Origin of the sequence: Actinomyces ruminicola, from assembly GCF_900103885.1 — a bacterium.
Taxonomy (GTDB): domain Bacteria; phylum Actinomycetota; class Actinomycetes; order Actinomycetales; family Actinomycetaceae; genus Actinomyces; species Actinomyces ruminicola.
In genome coordinates, this window is sequence record NZ_FNIM01000012.1 from 38957 (window position 1) to 65875 (window position 26919).

Consider the following 26919-nt stretch of genomic DNA (forward strand, 5'->3'; position numbering starts at 1 on the left):
TGACGGCACCGGCGCCCGCAGGGCCGGCTGCACGTGGGGCTGGGTGGTCAGCGCTCAGTGGAAGGACTCGCCGCAGGCGCAGGTGCCCACGGCGTTGGGGTTGTCGATGGTGAAGCCCTGCTTCTCGATCGTGTCGGAGAAGTCGATGGTGGCGCCGTTCAGGTACGGCACGCTCATGCGGTCCACCACGACCTCGACGGTCGCCAGCTCGGCGTCATCGGTGGCGAAGGAGCGGATGGCGTCGCCGTCGAGTACGCGCTCATCGAAGTAGAGCTGGTACACGAGCCCGGAGCAGCCGCCCGGCTGCACGGCCACGCGCAGGCGCAGGTCGTCGCGTCCCTCCTGGACCAGCAGGCTGGCCACCTTGGCGGCGGCAGTCTCGGTGAGGATGACCTCGTGGGCGGGGGCATCGGTGGTTGCGTCGCCGCCGGCGTCGGTCACGGTGGTCTGAGCCATATCTGTCTCCTCCTAAGGGGTGCCTTGCACCGGGGCGAACACGCCGACGGTCCAGAATGTTCCCCTCACCCTACGTCGTGCCGCATGGCGGACGGGAATACCGGCGGGCGTGATGGCACTCACCGTGGCGGGCGGGTCAGGCGAGCGTGACCAGCTCGAGGTAGTCCTCGTTCCACAGGTCCTCGTCGCCGTCGGGGAGGAGCAGCACCCGGTCGGGGTCCAGCGCCTTGACGGCGCCCTCGTCGTGCGTGACCAGGACGACGGCGCCGGTGAAGGTGCCCAGCGCGCGCAGGATCTCCTCCCGGCTGGCGGGGTCGAGGTTGTTGGTCGGCTCGTCCAGCAGCAGCACGTTGGCGCTGGAGACCACCAGCAGCGCCAGGGCCAGGCGGGTCTTCTCCCCGCCCGACAGGACGCGGGCGGGCTTGTCGGCGTCGGAGCCGGAGAACAGGAAGGAGCCCAGCACGCTGCGCACCTCGGTGTCATTGAGCCCGGGGGCGGCGCTGCGCAGATTCTCCACCACGGTGCGCGAATCGTCAATGGTCTCGTGCTCCTGGGCGTAGTAGCCGAGCTTCAGCCCGGTACCGGCCACGACCCGCCCGGAGTCGGGCTCCTCGATGCCGGCGAGCAGGCGCAGGAGCGTGGTCTTGCCGGCGCCGTTGAGCCCGAGGACCACCACGCGGCTGCCGCGGTCGATGGCCAGGTCGACGCCGGCGAACACCTCCAGCGAGCCGTAGGCCTTCGACAGTCCGGCCGCGCGCAGCGGCACCTTGCCGCAGGGGGCGGGGTCGGGGAAGCGCAGGTGGGCGACCTTCTCCTGGGCGCGCTCGGCATCCAGGCCCTCCATCAGGCGGTCGGCGCGCTTGAGCATCTGCTGGGCGGCGACCGCCTTGGTGGCCTTCGCGCGCATCTTCTCCCCCTGGGCGCGCAGCGCCGCGGCCTTCTTCTCGGCATTGGCGCGCTCACGGCGGCGGCGATTCTCATCGTCGGCGCGCTGCCTCAGGTAGGCGTCCCACCCCAGGTGGTAGACGTCCAGGATGCCGCGGCCGGCGTCCAGGTGCATGATCTGGTTGACGGTGTCGCGCAGCAGCTCGACGTCGTGGCTGATGACGATGAAGCCGCCCGCATAGGTGCGCAGGTGGTCGCGCAGCCACAGGATCGAGTCCGAGTCCAGGTGGTTGGTGGGCTCGTCCAGCAGCAGCGTGTCGGGCTGCTGGAACAGTACGCGGGCGAGTTCGACCCGGCGCCGCTGCCCGCCCGACAGGGTGCCGATCGGCTGGTCGAGCACCCTGTCGGGCAGCCCCAGGGAGGCACAGATACGGGCGGCCTCGCTGGCAGCGGCGTAGCCACCGGCCATGGTGAACTCGTGATCCAGCCGGGTGTAGCGGTCCAGGGCCTTGGCCTGGGCGTTGCCGCTGGTGGTGGCGATCTTCTGCTCGGCCCGGCGGATGCGGGCCAGCAGCGCATCGATCCCGCGGGCGGACAGGACGCGGTCACGCGTGATCTCATTCAAGTCGCCGACCCGGGTGTCCTGCGGCAGGTAGCCGACCGAGCCGTTGCAAGTGATCAGGCCCTCGTGCTCTACGGCCTCAAGCCCGTGGCGCTCGTCGGCGTCGGCGACCGCCTGGCTGGTGCCCTGCGCCACCGAGGCGGCGGCCAGAAGCTTGGTCATGGTGGTCTTGCCGGCCCCGTTGCGCCCGACCAGCCCGATGCGCATGCCCTTGTCCACCCGGAAGGAGGCACCGGACACCAGCTGCCGGGCGCCGATGCGCATGGTGAGGTCCTGGACGTTGATCACGCCCGCATGCTACGGGCATCCGGGCCGCGCTCCGTTCGCCGACGGCGGTCACCCAGGACGGTTGTGCGTCACACCGGCCGTAGGCGGGCCGGACAGCACCGTCTCCCGGATCGCCTCAGTCCCACCACAGCCAGGTGCCCATTGGTCCGTGAGTCCAGTGTCGGCGCAGCGGCTTGAGCTCGTCGGGACCGCTGCGGGCGTCCAGCTCGTACCGCTCGGCCACGCAGCGCCATACCTCCTGCAGGCCCAGCGCCACCAGCGCCTCCAGCTCCTCGGCGTCGGCGGGGTCACGGTCCTCCCACTCATCGCACTCGTCATAGCCGTCGCGGTAGTCGCAGTCATCGCCGACGAGCGCATCGACCGCATCGAAAAGAGTGTCAAGCAGGTCGGGGTCCTCGATCCACAGCCCCTCGACGCTGATGCGCTCGTCCCGGCGCTGTGGCCCGATGCCGTAGCCGGACAGGCGGACCCGCCCGTCGGCGCGTACACAGGCGCGCAGCAATGCCCCCAGGGTGGGGCCGAGGTTCTGCCGGTCGGTCAGCTGCTGGGCGGGCAGGATCTCGAGCAGGCGGCGCGCAGTGGCCGGACCCAGGTCGTGGAAGGGCGTGTAGTCGTCCTCCGGGGTGCCGTCGGCGGTGATGATGCCGGCGGGAGCGAAGCCGAACTGCGCGGGGATCACGGTGGAGCGCAGCTCGTCGCGGCAGTCGGCCAGCGCGTGCCACACGCCGGCTCGCACCGTCCAGCCGCGTGGCCCGTACAGGCCGGCTTCGGCTTCCGGGTCCCGCACAGGGCTCGGGGCGGGGCGCGGCGTCGGCGAGCCGGCAGCAAGGGCGCTCGGGTCCGCTGCGGGAGTGGTGGATGAGAGCGTAGTCATAGCGGGTCTCCTCTGGCTGGGCGCCGCAGCGGCGTGGGCGGTTGCTGAATCCAGCGCTGCCCGGGGCGCGGCGTCGGCTTGTCTGGGCGACGGCGGCTTCGCCGTCGGCTTCAGCGTGCGCCGAGTCGGCATTGTTTCGCCGACCGCCTGTGAATGGGACTTCTGGGGGGTGTGCCCGAGCATGACGGTGGATTTCGGTGGAGCGTCGGCCAGCGATCAGAACAAGCCATCCCTCTTACATGCTGGCTTCCAGGCTTCTCAGGCGTGTTGCCCGGCCTCGCACGGACGGGGTCGGCAATACGCACCGGATCACCTTCAGGGGCGCTACGCTGGCGTGCAGGGTCTTATGCGACTGGACCCCTCCACCCAGCCCGCCGCTCCCTGTCCTCGGGGCGAGGTCGGCGGCCGACGGTAAGGTCAACATGGCAACTACCACATCCGCTCCAGAAGCGATTCTCGAGGCCGTAGGCGGGCCCGAGAACATCGTCAGCCTCACGCGCTGCGCAACCCGATTGCGGTTCCAGCTGAATGACGCCTCCGTCGTCGACAAGGACACGGTTGAGAAGATCCCCGGCGTGATGGGCGCGGTCCCCCAGGGCGGCGACCGCTACCAGATCATCATCGGCGGTGCCGTTCAGAGCGTCTACGACGAGATCATGAATCTGCCCGCCATGAAGAATGGCGGCGGCAGCCCCTCGAACGCCGATGTCAAGGCCGCCGCCCGGGCCAAGGCCCGCGGCAAGAACGCCTTTGTGGACGCATTCTTCGAGTACCTGTCCGACTCCTTCCGGCCACTGCTGCCGGTGCTGCTGGGCACCTCTCTGATCATCGCCGGCGAGGCCGTGTGCGAGGCCTTCGGGCTGATCGACACGCACGCCGCCGTCAAACCGGCATCGCTCACCTTTGTCGACGCGATGTTCAGGTCGGTGTTCTACTTCCTGCCGATCATGGTGGCGTACAACGCCTCCAACAAGCTCAGGATCGACCCGTGGGTGGGCACCGCCATCATGGCCGCCCTGCTCACCCCCAACTACCTCGCCCTCAGCGATCCCAGCATTACGAGCGGCGTCACCTGCACCGTCAACGAGACGCTCGGCACCGACATGTGCACCGCCAACGTATTCGGCATCACCATGCAGCTGAACGACTACGGCGGCCAGGTGTTCGTGCCACTGATCATGGTGGCGATCCTCGCCCCGATCTACAAGGGCCTGACCCGGATCATCTCCCCCAACCTGCAGATGGTCTTCGTACCCTTCCTGTCCTTCGTGATCATGATGCCGATCACCGCCTTCCTCCTGGGCCCCCTCGGCATCTGGCTCGGTACCGCCCTGGGTACGGGGCTGGCCTGGCTGAACAACACTGCCCCGATCGTCTTCGCGATCATCATTCCGCTGCTGTACCCGTTCCTGGTACCGCTGGGCCTGCACTGGCCGCTGAACGCCCTGATGCTGGCCAACATCAACAACCTCGGGTACGACTTCATCCAGGGCCCCATGGGTACCTGGAACTTCGCCTGCTTCGGCGCCACCGCGGCGGTGCTGGCCATCTCCATCCGGGAGAAGGACAACGAGATGCGTCAGACCGCCTCCGGTGCGCTGGCGGCCGGTCTGTTCGGCGGTATCTCCGAGCCGAGCCTTTACGGTATTCACCTGCGGTTCAAGCGCATCTACCCGCGCATGCTCGTCGGCTGCGCCGTGGGTGGTCTGATCGTCGGCCTGGGTGGCGGCGTGAACGCGAGCACCTTCGCCTTCACCTCGCTGCTTACCATCCCGATCTTCTCCCCCATGGCCCTGTACGCGATCGCCATCGCCGGAGCCTTCTTCACCGCCTTCATCCTCATCCTCGTCTCCGACTACCGTACGCCGGAGCAGAAGGCGGAGGCCCGTGCCGCCGCCGGCGGCGTGGTTGAGGCCTCCCCGGAGGAGACCGCCGCGGACCTGGCTCTCGAGGAGGCCGCCAAGGCCGCCACCGAGCCCAAGCCGGCGCTGGTCGCGGGCGCGGTCACCGAGCTCGTCTCCCCCGTGCGCGGCACTGTGGTGCCGCTCGCCGAAGTGGCCGACCCGGTGTTCTCCGGGGGCGCCGTAGGCCAGGGCGCGGGCATCGAACCCTCCGAGCAGCAGATCGTGGTCGTCGCCCCGGCGGCCGGTACCGTGGTGGTGGCGCCCGACTCCGGGCACGCCTACGGCATCAACCTGGACTCGGGTGTAGAGGTGCTCATCCACGTCGGCCTGGACACGGTCGAGATGGAGGGCAAGGGCTTCGAGGTCCTGGTCAAGCAGGGCGACCGCGTCGAGGCGGGCCAGGAGCTGGCGCGCGTGGACCGGGCCGCCGTCGAGCAGGCCGGGCACCCGCTGACCACGCCGATCCTGATCACCAACACGGCGGCCTTCGCCTCCGTGGAGACGATCGCCTCCGGCGAGGTGGCCCCGGGCGACCCGCTGCTGCGCATCACCGCCTGATCCGGGCTGCTTCCCGTCTTCGACGGGACTGGCCCAGTGCTCAGCACGAACAGTTGGCCGGCGTCCTTCAAGGACGCCGGCCAACTGCACTTCTCTGCGCCCGGCCCCTCAGGCCCGCGCCCGCAGCTCCCAGAAGGCGACGGCGGCGGCCGCGGCGACGTTGAGGGAGTCCACGTCTCCGGCCATGGGGATGCGCACCACGGTGTCGGCCGCCGCAATGGTGCGCCGGCTCAGCCCGTCGCCCTCGGTGCCCAGGACCACGGCCACCTTCGCCGCGGGGCCGGTACACGCCGGGGAGGCGGCGAAGGTGTCCAGGGGCACGGCGGCATCGGTCAGGGCCAGGGCCGCCACCGTCCAGCCGCCCGCGTGCAGCTCATCCAGGGCGGGCCAGCGCCCGATGCGCGTCCACGGCACCTGGAAGACGGTGCCCATGGACACGCGCACGCTGCGCCGGTACAGCGGGTCGGCGCAGTGTGGCGTTACCAGCACGGCATCGATTCCCAGGGCGGCGGCGCTGCGGAAGACGGCGCCCACATTGGTGTGGTCGACCAGATCCTCCAGGATGGCGATGCGCCGTGCCCCCGCCCCGCTGCGGGCACCGGCCAGCAGCTCGGTGACGGAGGCGAGCGCGGGACGGTGCATGGCCGCCAGCGCGCCGCGGTGCAGGTGGAAGCCGGTGATGGACTCCAGCAGCTCCTCCGGGGCTACGAACACCGGCACCTGGCCGCCGTCCTCGCGCCCGCCGCAGCCGGTGGCGGCGGCGATCACCGGGCGCATCTGCTCCAGGTGGCGCGGTGCCATCAGGAATGAGCGTGGGGCGTGCCCGGCCGCCACCGCCCGGGTGATCACCTTGGTGGACTCGGCCATGTACAGGCCGCGCTCGGTCTCCAGGCGGCGCCGCAGGGCCACGTCGGTCAGGGCGGTGTAGTCGGCCAGGCGGGGGTCTGCGGCGTCGTCGAGCGTTTCGAGGGGGACGATCACGAGCGGGTCTTGCCCCGGGCGTCCCGCCCCACCGCCGCCAGCAGCGGGTCGGCCTCGACGGCCGCCTCCTCCTCCGCCTCCGGGCCGGCGAACTGGCTCTGGTAGAGCTCGTAGTAGGCGCCCCGGGCGGCCATGAGCGCCTCGTGGTTGCCCTGCTCGACGATGTCGCCGTGCTCCATCACCAGGATGGTGTCGGCGTCGCGGATGGTGGACAGGCGGTGGGCGATCACGAAGCTGGTGCGTCCCTGGCGCAGCTGCACCATGGCCTTCTGCACCAGCAGCTCGGTGCGGGTGTCCACCGAGGAGGTGGCCTCGTCCAGCACCAGGATCTGCCGGTCGGCGAGGAAGGCGCGGGCAATGGTGATCAGCTGCTTCTCGCCCGCGGACACGCCCGCCCCGGAGTCGTCGATGATGGTGTCGTAGCCGTCGGGCAGGGAGCGCACAATGTGGTCGACGCTGGCGGCCCGGGCGGCCTCGCGCACCTGCTCGGCAGTGGCGTGGGAGGCGCCGAAGGCGATGTTCTCCCCGATCGTGCCCTCGAACAGCCAGGTGTCCTGCAGCACCATGCCGATCTGCTCGCGCAGCTCGTCGCGGGACAGCTCCCGGGTGTCGATGCCGTCGAGCGTGATCGACCCGGACTGCGGGTCGTAGAAGCGCAGCAGCAGATTGACCAGCGTGGTCTTGCCGGCGCCGGTGGGGCCGACGATGGCGATCGTCTGCCCCGGCTCCACCGTCAGGTTGAGGTCGGTGATCAGCTCCGTATCGGGGCTGTAGGAGAAGCGCACATGGTCGAAGACGACCCGGCCGGCTACCCGCTCGGGCAGGGCGCGGGTGGCAGTCTCCGCCTCCTCGGGGGCGTCCATGATCTCGAACAGCCGCTCGGCGCTGGCCGCGCCCGACTGCAGCAGGTTCGCCATGGAGGCGAGCTGCGTGATCGGCTGGGTGAACTGCTGGGAGTACTGGATGAAGGCCTGCACATCGCCCAGGGTCATCTGGCCGCTGGTGATCTTGACGCCGCCGATGACGGCGATGATGACGAAGTTCAGGTTGGAGACCACGCGCATGGCCGGCTGGATGGTGCCGGAGATCCACTGCGCCTTGTAGGAGCCGTGGTACAGCCGGTTGTTCTCCTTCTCGAACAGCGCGTTGAAGGTCTCCTCGGAGTTGAACAGCGTCACCGCCTCGTGTCCGGTGAAGGCCTCCTCGACCACGCCGGAGACGTCACCGGTGGCGTCCCACTGCTCGGTGAAGTGCGGCTGGGCGCGGGAGGCGATCAGCAGCGTGATGATCAGCGCCACCGGCAGCGTCGCGAGCGACACCAGCGACAGCTGCACGGAGACCGTCAGCATCATGGCGAATACGCCGATCACGGTGATGATGGAGTTCAGCGCCTGGGAGATGGTCTGCTGCAGGGTCTGGGTGATGTTGTCGACGTCGTTGGTGACGCGGGAGAGCATGTCGCCGCGAGAGCCATGGTCGATGTAGGACAGCGGCATCCGGTCGAGCTTGGCGGCCACCTCGGCGCGCATGCGCCGTCCGGTGCGCTGGATGACGCCGGCGAGGATACGGGCCTGCAGCCACAGGAACAGGGCGGAGAGCACGTACAGGGACAGGGTCTGGGCCAGGATCATCATCAGGGCGTGGGTGTCCAGGCCCTGGCCGACGACGACGTCGTAGGCGGAGAGCATGTCGGCGTAGGTGTCCTGGCCGGCGCCGCGCAGCACCCGCTCGAGCTGCTGCCCGGAGAGCCCGTCGGGCAGCCCGAAGGAGGCGAGCAGCTTGCCCAGGACGCCCTCGAAAATGACGTTCGTGGCGCGGGCGACCACCTTGGGCGCAGCCACGTTCAGGACTACCGCCGCCGTCGTCAGCAACATGACGACGAAGATGCGCAGCCGCTCCGGGCGCAACTCGCCCAGCAGGCGCCGCCAGGTGCCGCGGAAGTTCTGTGCCTTCTGGTTGGGGGCCTGCCGAGGCCCGGGTCCGTGGCTCATGCGGCCTCCTCGGCGCTGATCTGGGACAGGACGATCTCCGCATAGGTGGGGCAGGCGTCCATGAGTTCACTGTGGGTGCCGATGCCGACGATGTGCCCCTCGTCCAGGACCACGATCTGGTCGGCGTTGCGCACGGAGGCGACCCGCTGGGCGACGACGACGATGGTCGCCCCGCCGGTGGCCCGCGGCAGGCCCGCGCGCAGGCGGGCGTCGGTGGCGTAGTCGAGGGCGGAGAAGGAGTCGTCGAAGACATACACGCCGGCCCGGCGCACCAGGGCGCGGGCAATGGCGAGCCGCTGGCGCTGCCCGCCGGAGAAGTTGACGCCGCCCTGGTCGACCTTGTGGTCCAGGCCGTCGTCGAGGGCCTGCACGAAGCCCGCGGCCTGGGCGGCCTCAAGGGCGTCCCACAGCTCGGCGTCGGTGGCGTCCTGCCGGCCGTGCAGCAGGGTGGAGCGGATGGTGCCGGAGAACAGGTAGGCCTTCTGCGGCACGGTGGCGACATTCTCCCGCAGCTCGTGCGGGTCCAGGTCGCGCACGTCGACGCCGTCGACGCTGACGGAGCCCTCGGTCACGTCGAGCAGCCGCGGCAGCAGGTTGGCCAGGGTGGTCTTTCCGGAGCCGGTGGAACCGATGAAGGCGGTGGTGGTGCCCGGCGGCATGTCGACGTTGATCTCGGCCAGCACCCGGGAGTCCGCGCCCGGGTAGCGGAAGGTGACGTTGTCCAGGCGCACCCGGCGGCCGCGGGCGCCCGCGGCGGCACCTCCGGGGGCGGGCAGGTGCAGCGGCTGGGCGGGGGCCTTGATGGCCGGGTCGACGGCCATGACCTCCTGGAAGCGGGTGGCGGCTACCTGGGCGCGCGGCAGGATCGTCACCAGCATGACCGCGATCATCACCGAGAAGAGGATCTGCATGATGTAGTTGAGGAAGGCGGTCAGGTCGCCGACCTCCATCTGCCCGTCGTTGATGCGCAGCCCGCCGAACCACATCACGCCGATGGAGGCCAGGTTCATGATCACCGTCACCGACGGGAACAGCATGGCGAACAGGCGGCCGATACGCAGCGAGGTGTCGGTCAGGGCGTCGTTGGCCTCGGTGAACACCTGCCGCCGCTGCTTCTGCCGCACAAAGGCGCGGATGACGCGCACACCCTGAATCTGCTCGCGCATGACCAGGTTGACGCGGTCGATGCGGCTCTGCATCACCCGGAAGTGCGGCAGCAGCCGCCCCATGATCGATCCGACCACCACCAGCAGCAGCGGGATGAGCACCAGCAGCAGGCCGGACAGGGGAACGTCTACCCGCAGCGCCATGATGGTGCCGCCCACCAGCATGATCGGCGCCATGAGCATCATGGTGGAGGCCATGAACACCACCATCTGCACCTGCTGGATGTCGTTGGTGGAGCGGGTGATCAGCGAGGGCGCCCCGAAGCGGGATACCTCTTCCAGGTTGAAGTGCTGGACGTGGTTGAAGATGTCCCTGCGCATCTCGCGCCCCAGCCCCATGGCCGCCTTGGCGGACAGGTAGGTGCCGACGATCGCAACTATGCCCTGCAGCACGGTGATGGCCAGCATCACCCCGCCCAGGCTCCAGATCTTGTGCGTATCACCCGTGACCACACCATCGTTGATGATGTCGGCGTTGAGGGTGGGCAGCGACAAAACGGCGATCGTCTCAACAATCTTCAGCAGGAAGACGATCGTCAGAGGACCCGCGTAGGGCCGCAGGTAGTGACGCAGTGTCTTGAGCAGCACCCGCAGAGGCTACAACCTCTGCCCCGGGAGACAGGCGCCTATTTCACTGTCGGCACACGGCTCGGGCGCGTCTCACTCCGGACGGGCCGACGGCGGAATGGACGGCGGCACGTCTGCCGGACCGGGATCCGCGTGCCGCCCCGGGGCCGGCAGCGTCGTGGTCTGGTCGCCCTGGTCTCCCGCCGCCCGGGCGGCGGCGGGCGGGTTGGCCGAGCGGCTCGGAGCCGGGGTGTCCGCGGCCTCGGCCTCCTGGGAGGCGGAGGCGGCCTCGCCGCGGGCCTGCGCCAGGGCCTCCTCGGGGGCCTGCAGGCTGGTCTCGGCGAGGTCGCCGGCGATGTCGAGGCTGGACTCCATGCCGGAGACATCGACCTTCACGTCGGCGTCGCCACTGAAGGCGGCCGATCCGGGGCCGTCGGCGGCGGACTTGCCGCCCAGGGCACCGGCGATGCCGTCCAGCGCGGCGGTGAACTCGGTGGGGACGATCCACATCTTCGAGGAGGAGCCGTTGGCGATCTTCGGCAGGGTCTGCAGGTACTGGTAGGCCAGCAGCTTCGGGTCGGCGTTGCCGCGGTGGATGGCGTCGAAGACCTGGAGGATGGCGCGGGACTCGCCCTGGGCCTTGAGGATCGCGGACTGGGCCTGTCCCTCGGCGCGCAGGATCGCGGACTGCTTGTCGCCCTCGGCGGTCAGGATCTGGGACTGCTTTACGCCCTCGGCGGTCAGGATGGCGGCGCGCCGGTCGCGCTCGGCGCGCATCTGCTGCTCCATGGCGCCCTGGATGGATGCAGGCGGGTCAATGGACTTCAGCTCCACGTTGGATACGCGGATACCCCAGCGGCCGGTGGCCTGGTCCAGGACTCCGCGCAGCTGACCGTTGATCTGGTCGCGGCTGGTCAGGGTCTGCTCCAGGTCCATGGCGCCGATGACGTTGCGCAGTGTGGTGACGGTCAGCTGCTCGATGGCCTGCAGGTAGTTGGCGATCTCGTAGGTGGCGCGCTTGGGGTCGGTTACCTGGTAGTAGATGACCGAGTCGATGGACACCACCAGGTTGTCGGAGGTGATCACTGGCTGCGGCGGGAAGGAGACGACCTGCTCGCGCAGGTCAACGGTGGTGCGCACCCGGTCGATGAATGGCACCAGCAGGTGCATGCCCGCCCCGTACTCGGCCTGGAACTTGCCCAGGCGCTCGACGATGATCGCGTAGGACTGGGGGACGATCTGCACCGCCCGGAACAGGGCTACGATCACGAGTAGCAGTATCAGTAGGAGGATGACGAGGATTGTGGTCTCTAGCACTGGCGGGCCTTTCGTTCGGTTGTGAGCGGCAGCATACGTGAATGCGGGGCGAATCGTTACCGCCCGCTGATCGCTATCGGCGGGGCGGCAGCGGCACGACGACGGCGACGGCGCCGTCGATGGCGACCACGCGCACGCCCGCCCCGGGCTCCACGTGGGCCGTGGCGTTGGTGCCGTAGGCCTCCGGGGCCTCGGCCAGGCGGGCGCTCCACTCCTCGCCGTCGAGGTTGATGCGGCCGTCGCGGGCGTCGACGACGGTCAGGGCGGTGGCCTCGCGCCCGATGCGCGCCTCGGCGTTGGTGCGCATCTCGGGGGTGGTGGCGGCCAGGTGCCGCTTGGCCCAGGGGCGTACGGCTACCAGCAGCGCCGTGGCGACAACCGCGAAAACGATCACCTGCACCCACACCGGGCCGCCCAGGGCTGCGGTCAGGGCGCCGCCCAGGGCGCCGCCGGCAAGCATGAGGAACGTCAGGTCCGCCGTCGCCATCTCGATGACGCCGAGGATGAGGGCGGCTCCGATCCACCACAGCCAAATCATCGTGTTCTCCTCTGGTCTGCTGCGCCCCGGCGACCCGGGGCGGTATTGATGCGGGCGTGTCAAGCGCCACGGGCGGTGTAGCGTCCACGGTCCTTGGTGATCTCCAGCGGGAGACCGAAGGTGGTGGTGACGACGTCGCCGGTGAGGACGGCGTCCAGCGGGCCGGCGGCGACGGCCTCTCCCCGCCGCAGCGCCAGGCCGTGAGTGAAGCCTACGGGGATCTCCTCCAGATGGTGGGTGACCAGCAGCATGGAGGGCGCGCCCGGGGCGGACAGGATGTCGGTCAGGGCCGCCAGCAGCTGCTCGCGGCCGGCCAGGTCGAGTCCGGCTGCGGGCTCGTCCAGGATCAGCAGCTCGGGGTCGGGCATGAGCGCGCGGGCGAGCTCGATGCGCTTGCGCTCCCCCGAGGACAGGTTCGCCCAGGTCCGCTTCGCGAGGTGGCCGGCGTCGAGCGCCGTCAGCAGCGCCCGGGCGCGCTCGATGTCGAAGTCGTCGTACTCCTCGCGCCACACGCCGATGCTGCCGTAGGAGGCGGACAGGACCACGGACAGGGCGGTCTCGCCGCCCAGGACCCGGCCGGCCAGGGCGGTGGAGGCCAGGCCGATGCGGGGGCGCAGTTCGGCCACGTCGACGCGTCCCAGCCGTTCTCCGAGGATCTCGACCCCGCCCGAGGAGGGGAACAGGCGGGCCGAGGCGATGCGCGAGATGGTGGTCTTGCCGGCGCCGTTGGGGCCGAGCAGCACCCAGTGCTGGCCCTCCTCCACGCTCCAGGTCACATGGGACAGGATCTGGGTGGTTCCGCGGTGGAGCGAGACGTCGTCAAAACGGAGCACGCTGGTCATGCGCCCACCCTATCCTGCGCAACGGTTCGGCTCCCCGCCATTTGGCGCTAGGGTGCGATGTCGTGGATCCTCTCGCGCCGCCGCTGTCCGTCCTGCTGGCCCTGTGGGCGCCGCTGCCCTCCTCACAGGGGCGTGCCGTCGTACAGGGCCCCGATGTCGTGCACGAGGCCGTGGACGATGCCTCCCCGTGGGGTCTGGGGCGCTCGCCCCTGGAGCAGTGGGTGGCCGACTTCGGTCCGCTCGCACGCGCCAGCGCGGTGCTGCCCTCCCCCGCGGATCCGCTGCCCGGCCTGGCGGCCGCCGTCGAGGTCGGCGAGGGCGTCGTCCTGCAGGCCGTTACCGGCCGGAGCGTGCTGCTGGTGCCGTGGGCCGCCGGTACGTCGGTGAGCTGGCGGGTGGAGGAGATGCTGGCGCCGCTGCCGCCGCTGGACGCCTCTCAGGCGCGACGCGACGTGCACTCCGCCACCGAGGCGGCGATCGACGCACTGATCGAACTGGACCTGGCCCGTGAGCGACCCGAACTGGCCGACGCGCTCAACGACCTGATCACCGCCGTGGTCGATCCCCGGCTGCTGCCGCCCGGCCTGGACTCCCGCCGTCGCACCCTGCTGGAGCGGTCCCTGCGGCTGCGGGCGATCTGCACCCTGGCGCTGGAGGACGACGGCGCGGCGACCACGGCGCAGCAGGCCGACCGGCGGGCCGCCATTCTGCGCCCGCTGCTGGCCACCGCCCGGCACGGGGTGGCGGCGGCCACCGAGTGGTGGGCGCGCTGAGCCGCCGCCCCGTAATCAGACGGTGAACGTGATGGCGCCGGGGTCGTGGGCGTGGAAGGCGACATCGAGCGATACGGGACCGTCAGCCAGGACGATCCGCTGGGCCCGCGGGTCCCACGAGCCCAGCTGCGTCAGGCGCACCGGTACGTCCACCTCCTGAGTCGTTCCGGCGGGGACCTCCACCGTCGCGAAGCCGAGCAGCTGGGTCTCCTCGGCGTGTGCCCCGCCGCGGCCGTAGACCTGGACCACCTGGATTCCGTCCTGCGCGCCGGTGTTCGCCACGCGTGCACGGACGGAGAGCACGCGCTCGGCGCCTTCGCCGGTCGAGGCGGTGACCTCTGCGCCTTCCAGACGGTAGGTGGTGTAGGACAGGCCCCAGCCCAGCGGGTAGGCCGCCTTGACGCCGAGTCGATCCAGCAGGCGCTGCCCATGCCAGCGGTCGTAGGTCACCGCCGTCCACTCGCGATCGAATGGGGGCAGGTGGGCCTCGCTGGTGGGGATGGAGAAGGGCAGTCGGCCGGAGGGGTTCGCTCTGCCGGTGAGCACGTCGGCCAGGGCGTGTCCGCCCTCCATGCCCGCGTACCACATCATGAGGATCGCCGGGACGCTGTGGCGCCAGTTCTCCATCATGGTGGTGCCGGCTCCGACGAGGGCGACGACGGTGCGCGGGTTCACGGCCGTGACGGCCTTGATGATCTCCTCGTCGACGTCGCGCAGAGTCAGGCGGGAGCGATCGCCTCCGTAGCCGGCGGTCATGATCGCGTTGGCCTGCCCGGTCGGCGCCGCGGCACCGTCGGGCAGGGCCGGGAAGAGACTGGTCAGTACCGGGTCGTTCATGGTGTCACCGCCGACCCATTCGCCCTCGTCGTGCTTGTCGAACCCGGCGACGACGATCGCGACGTCCGCCCGGGCCGCGGCACCGGCGGCAGCGTCCGGGTCGTCCTCCTCGACCAGGAGGATCTCGGCGTCCGGGTAGGCCGCGGTGATGCCCTCCAGCGGGGTGGCGTAGCTGGGCGGACGGACCATTGACGAGCCCGAGTCGCCCATGTTCTCGGCGGTCGCCAGTCTGCCGATGACGGCGATCGTCCGCAGGTCGGCGGGCAGCGGCAGCACCGGGGCGCCGTCGACCCGCTCGTTCTTGAGCAGCGTCATGGCGCGCGTGGCGGCCTCGCGGGCGAGGGCGCGGTGCTCGGGGCATGCCAGCAGGGCCGCATCCTCGGGGACGCGGTCCCGCGAGGCGTAGGAACGGAGCTGGGCGGCGAGCAGCCGCACCCCGGCACGCCGCACCATCTCCCAACTCGTCTCACCGCTCTCAAGCTGCCGCCCGAGGTCCCGGGCACGCTGCTGCGCGAAGGGCTCCTCGAGGTCGAGCCCATTGTTGAGCGAGGCGGCGGCATCCCGCAGGCCCCAGATGAAGTCGGACACCGTGATGCCGTCCCAACCCCACTGCTCGCGCAGGACCTCGTGGAGCAGGTAGCGGTTCTGCCCCGCCCACTGGCCGTTGACGGAGTTGTAGGCGCTCATGATGGCGGCCACGCCCTCGTCGACGACGCGCTTGAAGTGCGGCAGGTACTGCTCGTGCAGTGTTGCCTCGTCGATGGTGACGTCCACCTGGAAGCGCTTGTTCTCCATGGAGTTCAGGGCGTAGTGCTTGGCGCAGGCCATGGCATGGCGCTGGACGCCGCGAGTGAGGGCGGCGCCGAACTCGCCCAGCAGGCAGGTGTCCTCGCCGTAGGTCTCCTGGACGCGGCCCCAGGCGGGGTGGCGGGGCAGGTTGATACACACACCGCCGAAGAAGTTGCCGCCCACGGCACGCACCTCGGTGCCGATCACGCCGCCGATGCGTTCCTCCAGTCCGACGTCCCAGGTGGCGCCGCGAGCCATGGACACGGGGAAGGCGGTCCCCTGTCCGGCTACGCAGCCGCGTGGACCGTCCACGAAGCGCGTGCCGGGAATGCCGAGGCGGTCGACGGCTCCGTGAACATAGGGGACGGTGTTGTAGCCGACCTGCATCATCTGCGCCATGCCCTCCCAGAAGGGCTGGTCGCCGTCGAGCAGCCCCAGGCGCTCATCGTCGGTCAGCAGGTCGTACAGGGCGGCGGCCTCGTCAAAGGGATCGGTCCCGGACTTGACCGCGTCTACCGCCTTGGTGAATGCCGTTGCCGGGGTGGCCTGCGCGGGTGCTGTCATAACACGTCTCCATCGCTCGCTCCGTTGCGCTTCCGGCTGCTGTGCCGGACGAAGCCACCCTATAGGTATTTGTTTAACAGATCAACCATTATGGCCCGGGGCGCTCATCCGTACTCCGATGGCACTGAGGGCGCCGCCACCCGTGAACGGTGGCGGCGCCCTCGACGCGGCGCGGCGCCCTGCGGGCCGTCAGCGCGGCGGCGTCAGCGCGGGTTGGCCAGCGCCCACCGGTAGACCTCCATGGTCCGGTCGGCGATGGCGGTCCAGGAGAAGTGCTCCTCCACCCGCTTGCGTGCGGCCCGCCCCATCTGCTGGGCCTTGTCCGCATCCATAACCAGGTCGCTCAGGCGCTCGGCCAGGTCGGTGGCGAACTGCTCGGGGTCGATGGGCGTGCCGGTGCCGTCCTGCAGCTGCTCGATCGGGACCAGGTAGCCGGTCTCGCCGTCGACGATGACGTCCGGGATGCCGCCGGTCGCCGAGCCGACCACGGGCAGACCCATGGCCATGGCCTCGAGGTTCACGATGCCGAGGGGCTCGTAGACCGAGGGGCACACGAACACGTCCGAGGCGGCCAGGACCGCCTGGAGCTCGCGGTGCGGGAGCATCTCCTCGATCATGATCACACCGGTGCGCTGGCCCTGCAGGGCGGCGACGGCGGCGTCCACCTCGGCCTTGATCTCCGGGGTGTCCGGGGCACCGGCGCACAAGATGACCTGGACCTGCTCGGGCAGCTTCTCCACCGCGCGCAACAGGTGCGGCAGTCCCTTCTGCCGGGTGATGCGGCCGACGAACACGACCGTGGGCCGGGAGGTGTCGATGCCGTAGCGGTCCCGTACCTCCGCGGCGAGCGCCTCGAACTCGGCGTCGTCCGGCTTGGCCCAGCCGGCCAGGTCGATGCCGTTGTGCACGACCTTGACACGTTCGGGGTCGACGTTCGGGTAGGACTTGAGGATGTCCGCACGCATGCCGTTGGACACGGCGATGATCGCAGCAGCGCCCTCGTAGGCCTGCTGCTCCGCCCAGGAGGAAAGCGCGTAGCCCCCGCCCAGCTGTTCGGCCTTCCAGGGACGCATGGGCTCCAGGGAGTGTGCGGACAGGATGTGGGGGATGCCATAGAGCAGACCCGCCAGGTGCCCGGCGAGGTTGGCGTACCAGGTGTGGGAGTGGACGATGTCGGCGCCCTCGACTCCGGGGACCATCTCCAGGTCCACGCCGAAGGTGCGCAGGGCGGCGTTGGCGCCCTCCAGCTCGGCCACCTCCGGGTAGCCGGTCACGCCCGCGTCGGCGCCCTCGGTGCCGGGCTCGCGCGGGCCCCCGAAGGCGTGCACGCGCACGTCGGCCAACGGCCGCAGCACCTTGGCGAGCTCGTTGACGTGGACGCCGGCACCGCCGTAGATGAAGGGCGGATACTCCTTGGTCAGCAGGTCGACTCGCAGTCCGTCACTGATGGTGGTTTCCTCGGTCACAGCGCTCTCCTTCTTGGTCGTGCACCCATGCACGTCCGGCGGGCCTTGTCGTAGGTCACACAGTATCGCCGACCGGGGCCCGGCGCGCAGTTTTGGCGTGGCGGGGTCCGGGCGCCGAGCCGCCCGGCTGCATCCGGGGACACGCCGGTCGATCTGCCGGTTGATCGGCGCAGGCTGTTCCGAAGCACTTCATTCCAATCGGCCCAATCGACTCCCGAGATGACGAAAATCACCGTAAGGTGGGCTCATGGCTTCTCCTCGCGTCCTCGCAATCATCCTCGCCGGCGGTGAAGGCAAGCGCCTCATGCCGCTTACGGTCGACCGTGCCAAGCCCGCAGTGCCCTTCGGCGGCATCTACCGGCTCATCGACTTCTCCCTGTCCAACATGATCAACTCGGGCTTCCTGAAGGTGGTCGTGCTCACCCAGTACAAGTCGCACTCGCTGGACCGGCACATCTCCAAGACCTGGCGCATGTCCGACATGCTGGGGAACTACATCGCCCCGGTCCCCGCGCAGCAGCGCGTGGGCAAGCACTGGTTCCTCGGCTCCGCCGACGCCATCTACCAGTCCCTCAACCTGGTTGAGGACGAGCGCCCGGACTACGTGGTCATCACCGGTGCGGACAACATCTACCGCATGGACTTCTCCCAGATGCTCGACCACCACATCGCCTCTGGACTGCCGTGCACCGTCGCCGGCATCCGGCAGCCGCGCGCGCTCGCGGACCAGTTCGGCATCATCGAGTCGGACCCGGACTCCCGCGGCAAGATCAAGGCCTTCGTTGAGAAGCCCAAGGAGACGCCGGGCCTGCCCGACTCCCCCGACGAGGTGCTCGCCTCCATGGGCAACTACATCATGGACGCCGACGCCCTGACCGAGGCGGTCACCATCGACGCCGCCGACGAGTCCTCCAAGCACGACATGGGCGGCAACATCGTGCCCTGGTTCGTCGGCCAGGGCGCCGCCGGCGTCTACGACTTCAAGGACAACGAGGTGCCCGGCGCCACCGAGCGCGACCGCGACTACTGGCGCGACGTGGGTACGGTCGACGCCTTCTACGAGGCCCACCAGGACCTCATCAGCGTCAGTCCCGTGTTCAACCTCTACAACAGCCGGTGGCCGCTGTTCGCCGGCTACTCGGGCTCCATGCCGCCGGCGAAGTTCGTCTACGGGCACCACGAGCGCCTGGGACACGCCGTCGACTCCATCGTCTCCCCCGGCGTGATCGTCTCCGGCGGCGAGGTCATCTCCTCGGTGCTCTCCCCTGAGGTGCGAGTGAACTCCTGGTCCTCGGTGCGCGAGTCGGTGCTGATGGACGGCGTCAACGTCGGCCGCAACACGGTGATCAACCGCGCCATCCTGGACAAGAACGTCGTCGTCGAGGAGGGCGCCATGGTCGGCATCGACCCGGAGCACGACCGCGAGCGCGGCTTCACGGTGACCGAGTCCGGCATCACCGTAGTCGCCAAGGGCCACCGGGTCGTGCGCTGACGGGCCTGCCTCAGGACGACCACCGATCGACCGCGTCGCCCCGGGACCCTGGGTCCCGGGGCGGCGTCGTATGCGGCCGGCGGGCATTGGTTAGCATCCGGCCATGCGTTCTTACACGCCCCCGCCCACCCGCACCGCAGACGCGCCGCGCGTGTCCGGTGCCCGCGCCGACGGCGAGCTGGCATCTCTGGGGCCCGGCCTGCTGGTGATGGACGTCGACTCGACCCTGATCGAGCAGGAGGTGATCGAGTTGATCGCCGAGCGCGCCGGCACCCGCGAGCGCGTCGCCGAGGTGACCGCGCGGGCCATGCGCGGCGAGTTGGACTTCGCCGCCTCCCTGCGCGAGCGCGTGGCGACGCTCGCCGGGGTGCCGCAGACCGTGTTCGCCGAGGTGCTGGAGGAGGTCGAGCTGACCCCCGGAGCGCGCGAGTTCATCGCCGCGCTGCACGCGCGCGGCTGCCGGGTCGGGGTGGTCTCCGGCGGCTTCGAGGAGGTCGTGTGCCCGCTGGCCCGGAGCCTGGGCATAGACCACGTGGCCGCCAACCGGCTGGAGGTGTCGGGCGGCGTGCTCACCGGGCGGGTGCTGGGGCGGATCGTGGACCGTGAGGAGAAGATCCGCTGCCTGCGCGCCTGGGCGGAGGCCGACGGGGTTCCCATGGCCCGCACCGTGGCGGTGGGAGACGGCGCGAACGACCTGGGCATGATCGCCGAGGCGGGCCTGGGGGTGGCGTTCTGCGCCAAGCCGGTGGTCGCCGAGGCGGCGCCCGCCGCGGTGCACGTGCGCGACCTGACGGCGGTGCTGGACCTGCTCTAACCCAACCCCGCCGAGATCGGTAGAAGTTACGTGCCCAGATCGGTAGAAATGGCGCCGCGCGGGGCGCTCAGCGCGGGGCGGTGACGATCTCGCTGAGGTGGGCGGTCTGCGGTCCGAGGGCGGCCCACACGCCGGACACGCGCAGTACGAGCGCGGTCGCGGTGGGGACGCCGAAGGAGACCTGGTTGGCCAGGTCGTCGACCGTGTCGTGCAGCAGGTGCGCCAGCACCGAAACGGTCGGCTCGTGGCCGACTACCAGCACCTGCCGTGTCGTCTCCGGCAGGGGCTGCAGGAGGCGGAGGATGCCGCCGGGGCCCTCGTGGTAGATCTCGGGCTCCACCCGCGTGAGCGTGGGAACCAGGCGCTCACGCATGGGACCGGCGGTCTGCCGAGCGCGGGCGGCCGGCGAGACCAGGAGCAGATCCAGGCTGGGCACCCGGCGCTCCAGGGAGCGGGCGAGCTCGTCGGCCAGGAGGCGTCCGCGCGAGGTGAGCGGACGCTCAAGATCGGTGGGAGCGTTGTGGGACGCCTTCGAGTGCCGGACCAGCACGAGGATCTTCCCGGGGGAGTCAGTCGTCACGCGGATACCCTACCGTCAGGCGGATGCCCAACGGCACTCGACCCCCGTCTCCACCAGACCGGCTCCGGCAAAATGCCCAAACGGCGCCGGTACCGCAACCAGATTGGTCGATACGGCTGCGTACGAGGGCGCGGTCTCTAGCGCAGGCACAGGGCGGCGCCGCCGTCGGCGTGGATGACCTGGCCGGTGGTGGCCGGCAGCCAGTCGGACAGCAGTGCGACAGCCGTGCGGGCGACGGCGGCGGCGTCGTGCCGGTCCCAGCCGAGCGGAGCCGCTGCCTCCCAACGACTTGCCAGGGCCTCGAGGCCGGGGATGGCGGAGGCGGCGGGGGTCACCAGGGGCCCGGCGCTGACGGCGTTCACGCGCACGCCCGCGGGCCCCAGCTCCACGGCCAGGCCGCGCACGCTCGCCTCCAGGGCGGCCTTGAGCGGCCCCATCCAGCCGTAGCCGAGGTGGACGTGCCCGGTGTCGAAGGTGAGGGCAACCACCGACGCGCGGGGTGTGAGCAGGGACCGCACGGCATCGACGAGCGCGGGCAGAGAGGCGGCCGAGGCGGTGAAGGCCTCGGCCAGCACCCGGCTGTGCGCGTCCGCATCCACACCCGCGGCGGCGTCGGTGTCGGCCCCGGCGGGCAGCAGCGTGCCGAGCAGGGCGGGATCGGCGTGGGCGATGGCGTGGACGACGCCGTCCAGGCGCTCCACTCCCTCACGCGCCAACCGCGGCAGGAGTGCGGCCCGAGAGGCGGCGTCGGCGGCGTCCAGCGGGAGGACCGCATGAGCATCGCCGATGCGGCGGGCGGTGGCCCGGGTCAGCGCCAGCGTGCGGGGATGTCCCGTGAGCACCACGCGCGCCCCTTGCTCCCTGGCGACGACCGCGATGGCCGCGGCGATGGAGGCGGGCCGCAGCACCCCGGTGATGAGGACGGTGCGGCCTTGGAGTAGGCCCGCAGTCCGGGCCGTTTGCTCGCTCATGGCACCAGCCTCGCATGCGGCGGCGACCACGGCCCGGATGTGCCAGCATGTGCCGGTGACCGCATCGCCCGACCCGCTCCCGCCGCTGACCGACCTGCCCGCTCCGGCGTACCCCTCCCCCACGCAGACAGGTCGGCGCAGTCCCGCCGCTCCGCCGCTGCGCATCGGCCCGCTGGAGATCGCCACGCCAGTGGTGCTCGCACCGATGGCGGGGGTGACCAACGCGTCGTTCCGCCGCCTGTGCCGCCGCTACGGGGAGCGGGCACTGCCCGAGGCGCTGCGCCCGGCGCATGAGGGTCCGGTTCCCACCGCCGACGGCGGGCTGGCGGCGCCCGCCGGACTGTACGTCACCGAGATGGTGACCACCCGGGCGCTAGTAGAGCGCAATGCCAAGACCCTGGCGATGGTGCGCACCGACCCCACGGAGCGGGTGCGGTCCATCCAACTGTACGGGGTGGATCCGGCCACGGTCGCGGCCGCGGTGCGGATCCTGGTGACCGAGGACCTGGCCGACCACATCGACCTCAACTTCGGCTGCCCCGTTCCCAAGGTGACCCGCAAGGGCGGGGGCGCCGCCCTGCCGTGGAAGCGCGACCTGCTGGAGGCGATCATGCGCGCGGCGGTGCAGGCCTGCCAGTCCGCCGCGGCCGCCACCAGACGGGAGCGCGAGGTGCCGGTGACGGTCAAGATGCGTCTGGGGATCGACGACGCCCACGAGACCTTTCTGGATGCGGCCCGCATCGCCGCCGACGCCGGAATCGCGGCGTTGGCGCTGCACGCGCGCACCGCCCGGCAGCACTACTCCGGCAAGGCCCGCTGGGAGCAGATCGCCCGGCTCAAGGCGGCCACGAAGCTGCAGGTACTCGGCAACGGGGACGTGTGGAGCGGGGACGACGCCGTGGCGATGCTGGACGCGACCGGCTGCGACGGCGTCGTGGTGGGGCGCGGCTGTCAGGGGCGCCCGTGGCTGTTCGCCGACATCGTCTCGGCCATGCACGGTCGGGCCGAGCGCACCCGGCCCGACCTGGACGCCGTCATTGCGGTCATCAAGGAGCACGGGCGGCTGCTGGCCGCGGAGCTGGGAGAGGAGCGAGGCGTGCGCGACCTGCGCAAGCACATCGGCTGGTACCTAAAGGGTTATCCGGTGGGCGGGTCGGCGCGCGCCGAGCTGATGCGCGTGTCCAGCCTCGCCGAGCTCGACGCCGCCCTGGCGCGCATGCGGCAGCGGCTGCCGCAGGACGTGCCCTTCCCGGGAGCGGCGGCCGAGGGGCCGCGGGGGCGGGCCGGCAACCCGCGCGCGCCGCATCTGCCCGACGGCTGGCTCGACTCCCCCCGCCTGGGCGAGGCGGATCGGGCACTGCTGGCCGACGCCGAACTGGACGTCTCCGGCGGCTGAGCGGGACTACCGACCGGTCGGCTCGCCGGTGCGGCACAGGGCCGCGGCGATCGCCGTCGTCGCCGGAATGGCCAGCACCAATCCGATGGATGACACCAGGGTGCGCACGACCTCCTCGGCGATCTCCCCGGACAGGAGCGTGGCGGCGAAGGACCGGTCGATCAGGGAGGCCGACAGGATCAGCGGCAGGGCGGTGCCGGCGTAGGCGAAGGCGAGGGTGTACACGGTGGAGGCGATGTGGTCGCGGCCGATCCGCATGCCCCCGGTGAACAGGCGAGCGCGGCCCAGGGCGGGGTTGGCGGCGTGCAGCTCCCAAACGGCGGAGGCCTGGGTGATGGTCACATCGTTGAGGACGCCCAGGGCCGCCACCACCATGCCGCAGGTCAGCAGTGCCTGCAGGTTGATGCCGCCGACCATGGCCGTCAGAGTCAGGGCGGTCTCCTCGGTGGCGCCGGTCAGGTTGGCGGCTCCCACACCCCACAGGGACAGCAGCACGGTGATGACCACGCCGGCGAAGGTGCCCAACAGCGCGGTGGTGGTGCGCACGGAGATGCCGTGGGCGACGTATACGGCCAGCAGCATCATGGCCGAGGCGCCTACCAGCGTCACCCACATGGGTGAGGCGCCGTCCAGCAGCGCCGGGATCATGAAGCCGAGCAGTACGGCCGTGGCCAGCAGCAGGCCCAGCACGCTGAGCGCCCCCTTGCGCCCGGCGACGGCGACGACGAGCACCAGGTACACCACCGCCAACGCGGCAACCGGCACCTGGCGGGCGTAGTCGACGAACACGTAGGGGGTGCCGGAGGCCAGTGCGGCGGGCGTGTACATCACCTGCAGGTGGTCGCCGACGTCGGCCGCGGTCAGGGACTCGGCCGGGATGTGCACCGGCATGATCAGCCCCGCGCCGTCGCCAGAGGTGATCTCGGCGCAGACGGCGTCGGCCAGCAGAGCGTCGTTGGACACCCCCACCAGCGCGTCGGTGGCATCGGCGCAGGCGGAGGAATCCAGGGAGGTGATGGTGGCGGACTCGAGCGTGGCGCCTTCTGCCGTGAAGGACTGGGAGCCGACCAGTGAGCTCCCGCCCGGCCACAACACGATCAGGCCGATGAGCGTAGCCGCCACCAGGGGCAGGACGATCGCGGCCAGTACCAGGCGCACCCGCCGGGCCTCGACCGCATCCAGGTCAAGGGGCCCGGAGTGGTGGTGCGGAGTCGGGGCGGCGGTCGGCGTCGTCTCGTCGTTCACGCGGCCATCATGCCCGTCGTCGGCGCCGGAGCACGGGTGCCGCGCAGGCACTGGCCGACCCATCGGCACCTCATCCCGCAAATCACGACCTTGGGGTACAGATCACGACCACCCGGGGGTCGTGGAACGTACCCCAAGGTCGTGCAGTGCCACCGGGGTCGCGGAGCGCAGCGAAAACCCGGAGGCCCTCACGGACGCCGAAGTCCACAGGCGGCGTTCGAAGCAGCCCAGGCACCATCCGATCCACAGGTGGAAGCCTCCGAGGTGGCTCCCAATCGACCCGCGGCGGATGCTCAAGGCATGTCCTCCCCGCTCCATCAGCCGCTCGACCGCAGCCTGCTCCCCGTCCTGGTCCGCTCCGGGCGCAGTGCCCGAACCGGCGCGGGCGTCCTCGATTCGACATTGCGACTGGCTCCCGGCATTCGTTGGGTTCCCACTCCGGATGCCAAGCGCTGGCAGCACCGATACACCCTGGCGCTGGCGCGCGCTATAACCGCGCAGACCGCGCACCGGTCCGCGCGCTGCCTCACCCACACTTCCGCAGCGCTAGTCCTCGGCCTGCCGATGATGACGCAGGAGCCGGACGTGTACCTGGCGGTCCCCAGCACCCCCAAGCAGGTCGGCATGCGACTGCCGCTGATCAGCGTGCCGCCCTCGGGGCCGCCCCGCCCGAATGCGCACGAGGACTTCTACTGCCGCCAGATCATGCTTTGGCGGCGCCAGCTGGACCTGTCCGAGGAAGAGGTCACCGTAGTCGGCGGAGTCCCGGTCACCACTGTGCTGCGTACCGCTTTCGACTGTGCCTTTGACGAGCCCGCACACAACGCCCTGTCGATCGCGGATGCCGCACTGCGCTTGTACTGCCGATCGCAGCCGGGCGACCGCCACGCGTTCGCGGATGCCGAGGAGAGGGCCCGGGACACCTGGCAGGAGTGGCTGCGACGCTCACCCCGCAGGCGCGGTATCGCCCAGGCGCGCGCCGTACTGAGCGCGGCGACGCCACTGGCCGATTCGCCGGGTGAGTCCGTCATGCGCTGGCTGACGCTCGTGCTCGGAGTCGTGCCGGCCCAGGTGCAGTACCGGATAGACACCGGCGCGAATAGGTGGTGGGTCGATCTGTGCTGGCCCGACTACAGGATCGTCATCGAGGTGGACGGGCGCCTCAAGTACAGCACCCGTGAGGACGCCTGGCAGGAGAAGCTGCGTCAGGACTCCATCCAGGCGATGGGGTGGCGCCTTGTTCGCGTGACTTACGGCGAGTTCCGCGATCTGCGTGCACTGGCCGACAAGGTTCTCGCGGCCTTCCCCGCCGGAGCTGTCGCTTCGCTCAGGCCCAACCGCGATCTGCTGTGGCCCGGGACTAGCCTGGAGTCCGGACTGCGCGAGGGGTCGATGCTGGGGATACGCCGTCGCTGAGCGAGCCGTCAGCAGCCGCACCCGAATCGTCCCGCCTCCTGCAAATCACGACCTTGGGGTACGTTCCACGACCCCCGGGTGGTCGTGATCTGTACCCCAAGGTCGTGCAGTGCCACCGGGGTCATAAGACGCGCCGCGCTCAGCAGCCCACCAGGCGCTCGGCCAGGTAGCGCTCCACGCCCTCGAGCGGGATGCGCTCCTGGGCCATGGTGTCGCGCTCGCGCACGGTGACCGCGCCGTCCTGCAGCGACTCGAAGTCGTAGGTGATGCAGAAGGGGGTGCCGACCTCGTCCTGGCGGCGGTAGCGGCGGCCCACGGCGCCGGCGTCGTCGTACTCGACGTTCCAGCTGCGGCGCAGCCGGGCGGCCAGCTCGCGCGCGGGAGTGGTCAGCTCCTCCTTGCGGCTCAGCGGGAGAACGGCGGCCTTGACCGGAGCCAGGCGCGGGTCCAGGCGCAGCAGCACCCGCTTGTCCACCCCGCCCTTGGTGTTGGGGGCCTCGTCCTCGGTGTAGGCCTCCACGAGGAAGGCCATCAGCGAGCGGGTCAGCCCGGCGGACGGCTCGATGACGTAGGGGGTCCAGCGCGTGTTCTTGCCCTGGTCGAAGTAGGACAGGTCCTTGCCGGAGTGCTCGGCGTGAGTGGACAGGTCGAAGTCGGTGCGGTTGGCGATGCCCTCCAGCTCGCCCCACTCGCCGCCGACGAAGCCGAAGCGGTACTCCAGGTCGACGGTGCGCTTGGAGTAGTGGGAGAGCTTCTCCTTGGGGTGCTCGTACAGGCGCAGGTTGTCCTCGGAGATGCCGAGGTCGGTGTACCAGGCCTTGCGGTAGTCGATCCAGTACTGGTGCCACTGCTCGTCGGTGCCCGGCTCAACGAAGAACTCCAGCTCCATCTGCTCGAACTCGCGGGTGCGGAAGATGAAGTTGCCGGGGGTGATCTCGTTGCGGAAGGACTTGCCCACCTGGCCGATGCCGAAGGGCGGCCGCTTGCGGGCGACGCTCATCACATTGGTGAAGTTGATGAAGATGCCCTGGGCGGTCTCGGGGCGCAGATAGTGCAGGCCGGCCTCGTCGTCGACCGGGCCGAGGAAGGTCTTGAGCAGGCCCGAGAAGGCCTTGGGCTCGGTGAAGGCGCCCCGGGTGCCGCAGTTTGGGCACACCAGCTGTTCCAGGGTGACGGTGTCGGGGTTGTCGATCCCGTGCTTGGCCGCGTAGGCCTCCTGGAGCTCGTCCTCGCGCAGCCGCTTGTGGCAGGAGGTGCACTCGATCAGCGGGTCGGTGAAGGCGGCGACGTGCCCGGAGGCGACCCAGGTCTCGCGCGGCAGGATGACGGAGGAGTCCAGGCCGACGACGTCGTCACGGGAGCGGACCATGTACTGCCACCACTGGCGCTTGATGTTCTCCTTCAGCTCCACGCCGAGCGGCCCGTAGTCCCAGGCCGAGCGCGTACCGCCGTAGATCTCGCCGCAGGGGAAGACGAAACCACGCCGCTTGGCAAGGTTGATGACGCGGTCGAGCGTTGAGGGAGTTGCTGCCACTGTGTTTCTCCGTAGGTCCTGATGCTGATGTCGTCTACTGTCCGCACGCGGTC

At 70.4% G+C, this 26919-nt stretch carries 21 protein-coding genes; 6 read left to right on the forward strand and 15 right to left on the reverse strand.

Annotation, left to right across the window (positions count from 1 at the left end; genetic code table 11):
• Window positions 1-54: 54 nt before the first annotated feature.
• From BLR49_RS09720 to BLR49_RS09730, 3 genes are all read right to left on the reverse strand, one after another.
• Window positions 55-456 (reverse strand): HesB/IscA family protein, encoded by a 402-nt coding sequence (locus BLR49_RS09720; RefSeq protein WP_092537071.1) that lies wholly within the window; start codon window positions 454-456, stop codon window positions 55-57.
• A gap of 136 nt (window positions 457-592) precedes the next feature.
• On the reverse strand, window positions 593-2251 hold the full coding sequence (locus BLR49_RS09725; protein WP_092537074.1) for an ABC-F family ATP-binding cassette domain-containing protein: 1659 nt from the start codon (window positions 2249-2251) through the stop codon (window positions 593-595).
• 115 nt (window positions 2252-2366) lie between these two features.
• The gene (locus BLR49_RS09730) at window positions 2367-3125 is read right to left on the reverse strand and encodes a hypothetical protein (protein ID WP_245690591.1); all 759 of its coding nucleotides are present in this window, start codon (window positions 3123-3125) and stop codon (window positions 2367-2369) included.
• Between the two features lie 422 nt (window positions 3126-3547).
• Between BLR49_RS09730 and BLR49_RS09735 the strand changes: the two genes are divergently transcribed.
• The gene (locus BLR49_RS09735) at window positions 3548-5587 is read left to right on the forward strand and encodes a glucose PTS transporter subunit IIA (RefSeq protein ID WP_092537080.1); all 2040 of its coding nucleotides are present in this window, start codon (window positions 3548-3550) and stop codon (window positions 5585-5587) included.
• Between the two features lie 108 nt (window positions 5588-5695).
• On the opposite strand, the gene BLR49_RS09740 is transcribed toward BLR49_RS09735, so the two are convergent.
• The 6 genes from BLR49_RS09740 to BLR49_RS09765 all read right to left on the reverse strand — a co-directional run bounded on the left by BLR49_RS09740 (window position 5696) and on the right by BLR49_RS09765 (window position 12989).
• Window positions 5696-6568, reverse strand: a complete 873-nt coding sequence (locus BLR49_RS09740; RefSeq protein WP_092537083.1) for a TrmH family RNA methyltransferase — start codon at window positions 6566-6568, stop codon at window positions 5696-5698.
• Window positions 6565-8559, reverse strand: coding sequence for an ABC transporter ATP-binding protein (locus BLR49_RS09745; protein WP_092537086.1), 1995 nt, complete (start codon window positions 8557-8559; stop codon window positions 6565-6567). The genes BLR49_RS09740 and BLR49_RS09745 overlap by 4 nt, the downstream gene beginning before the upstream one ends.
• Window positions 8556-10313, reverse strand: a complete 1758-nt coding sequence (locus BLR49_RS09750) for an ABC transporter ATP-binding protein (RefSeq protein WP_092537089.1) — start codon at window positions 10311-10313, stop codon at window positions 8556-8558. The genes BLR49_RS09745 and BLR49_RS09750 overlap by 4 nt, the downstream gene beginning before the upstream one ends.
• A gap of 72 nt (window positions 10314-10385) precedes the next feature.
• The gene (locus tag BLR49_RS09755) at window positions 10386-11609 is read right to left on the reverse strand and encodes an SPFH domain-containing protein (RefSeq protein ID WP_092537092.1); all 1224 of its coding nucleotides are present in this window, start codon (window positions 11607-11609) and stop codon (window positions 10386-10388) included.
• Window positions 11610-11682: 73 nt separating this feature from the next.
• Window positions 11683-12147 (reverse strand): NfeD family protein, encoded by a 465-nt coding sequence (locus BLR49_RS09760; RefSeq protein WP_092537095.1) that lies wholly within the window; start codon window positions 12145-12147, stop codon window positions 11683-11685.
• Window positions 12148-12206: 59 nt separating this feature from the next.
• The gene (locus tag BLR49_RS09765) at window positions 12207-12989 is read right to left on the reverse strand and encodes an ABC transporter ATP-binding protein (RefSeq protein ID WP_092537098.1); all 783 of its coding nucleotides are present in this window, start codon (window positions 12987-12989) and stop codon (window positions 12207-12209) included.
• A 62-nt stretch (window positions 12990-13051) separates the two neighbouring features.
• On the opposite strand from BLR49_RS09765, the gene BLR49_RS09770 reads away from it, so the two are divergent.
• The gene (locus BLR49_RS09770; protein ID WP_092537101.1) at window positions 13052-13762 is read left to right on the forward strand and encodes a hypothetical protein; all 711 of its coding nucleotides are present in this window, start codon (window positions 13052-13054) and stop codon (window positions 13760-13762) included.
• Window positions 13763-13777: 15 nt separating this feature from the next.
• Here BLR49_RS09770 and BLR49_RS09775 read toward each other — a convergent pair whose 3' ends face one another.
• Both BLR49_RS09775 and glgA read right to left on the reverse strand, forming a co-directional pair.
• Complete coding sequence (locus BLR49_RS09775) at window positions 13778-15952, reverse strand: beta-glucosidase family protein (RefSeq protein WP_092537104.1); 2175 nt, start codon at window positions 15950-15952, stop codon at window positions 13778-13780.
• 203 nt (window positions 15953-16155) lie between these two features.
• On the reverse strand, window positions 16156-17388 hold the full coding sequence (gene glgA / locus BLR49_RS09780; protein ID WP_092537202.1) for a glycogen synthase: 1233 nt from the start codon (window positions 17386-17388) through the stop codon (window positions 16156-16158).
• A 277-nt stretch (window positions 17389-17665) separates the two neighbouring features.
• Here glgA and glgC point away from each other — a divergent pair, with 277 nt between their 5' ends.
• Both glgC and serB read left to right on the forward strand, forming a co-directional pair.
• Window positions 17666-18910, forward strand: coding sequence for a glucose-1-phosphate adenylyltransferase (glgC, locus tag BLR49_RS09785; RefSeq protein ID WP_092537108.1), 1245 nt, complete (start codon window positions 17666-17668; stop codon window positions 18908-18910).
• 103 nt (window positions 18911-19013) lie between these two features.
• Window positions 19014-19724 (forward strand): phosphoserine phosphatase SerB, encoded by a 711-nt coding sequence (gene serB, locus BLR49_RS09790; RefSeq protein WP_092537111.1) that lies wholly within the window; start codon window positions 19014-19016, stop codon window positions 19722-19724.
• Window positions 19725-19791: 67 nt separating this feature from the next.
• Here the strand turns inward: serB and BLR49_RS09795 are convergent, their stop codons facing one another.
• Window positions 19792-20304: a SixA phosphatase family protein gene (locus tag BLR49_RS09795; protein ID WP_092537114.1), complete on the reverse strand. Its 513-nt coding sequence runs from the start codon at window positions 20302-20304 to the stop codon at window positions 19792-19794.
• A gap of 137 nt (window positions 20305-20441) precedes the next feature.
• Window positions 20442-21275 (reverse strand): SDR family oxidoreductase, encoded by an 834-nt coding sequence (locus BLR49_RS09800; protein WP_092537117.1) that lies wholly within the window; start codon window positions 21273-21275, stop codon window positions 20442-20444.
• 37 nt (window positions 21276-21312) lie between these two features.
• On the opposite strand from BLR49_RS09800, the gene dusB reads away from it, so the two are divergent.
• Complete coding sequence (gene dusB / locus BLR49_RS09805) at window positions 21313-22671, forward strand: tRNA dihydrouridine synthase DusB (RefSeq protein ID WP_092537120.1); 1359 nt, start codon at window positions 21313-21315, stop codon at window positions 22669-22671.
• Between the two features lie 6 nt (window positions 22672-22677).
• On the opposite strand, the gene BLR49_RS09810 is transcribed toward dusB, so the two are convergent.
• Window positions 22678-23916, reverse strand: coding sequence for a YibE/F family protein (locus tag BLR49_RS09810; RefSeq protein WP_245690592.1), 1239 nt, complete (start codon window positions 23914-23916; stop codon window positions 22678-22680).
• 300 nt (window positions 23917-24216) lie between these two features.
• On the opposite strand from BLR49_RS09810, the gene BLR49_RS09815 reads away from it, so the two are divergent.
• Window positions 24217-25332, forward strand: a complete 1116-nt coding sequence (locus BLR49_RS09815) for a hypothetical protein (RefSeq protein ID WP_092537126.1) — start codon at window positions 24217-24219, stop codon at window positions 25330-25332.
• 139 nt (window positions 25333-25471) lie between these two features.
• Here BLR49_RS09815 and BLR49_RS09820 read toward each other — a convergent pair whose 3' ends face one another.
• Entirely contained in the window at window positions 25472-26866 is a 1395-nt protein-coding gene (locus tag BLR49_RS09820; protein WP_092537130.1) for a glycine--tRNA ligase, read from the reverse strand.
• Window positions 26867-26919 lie beyond the last annotated feature (53 nt).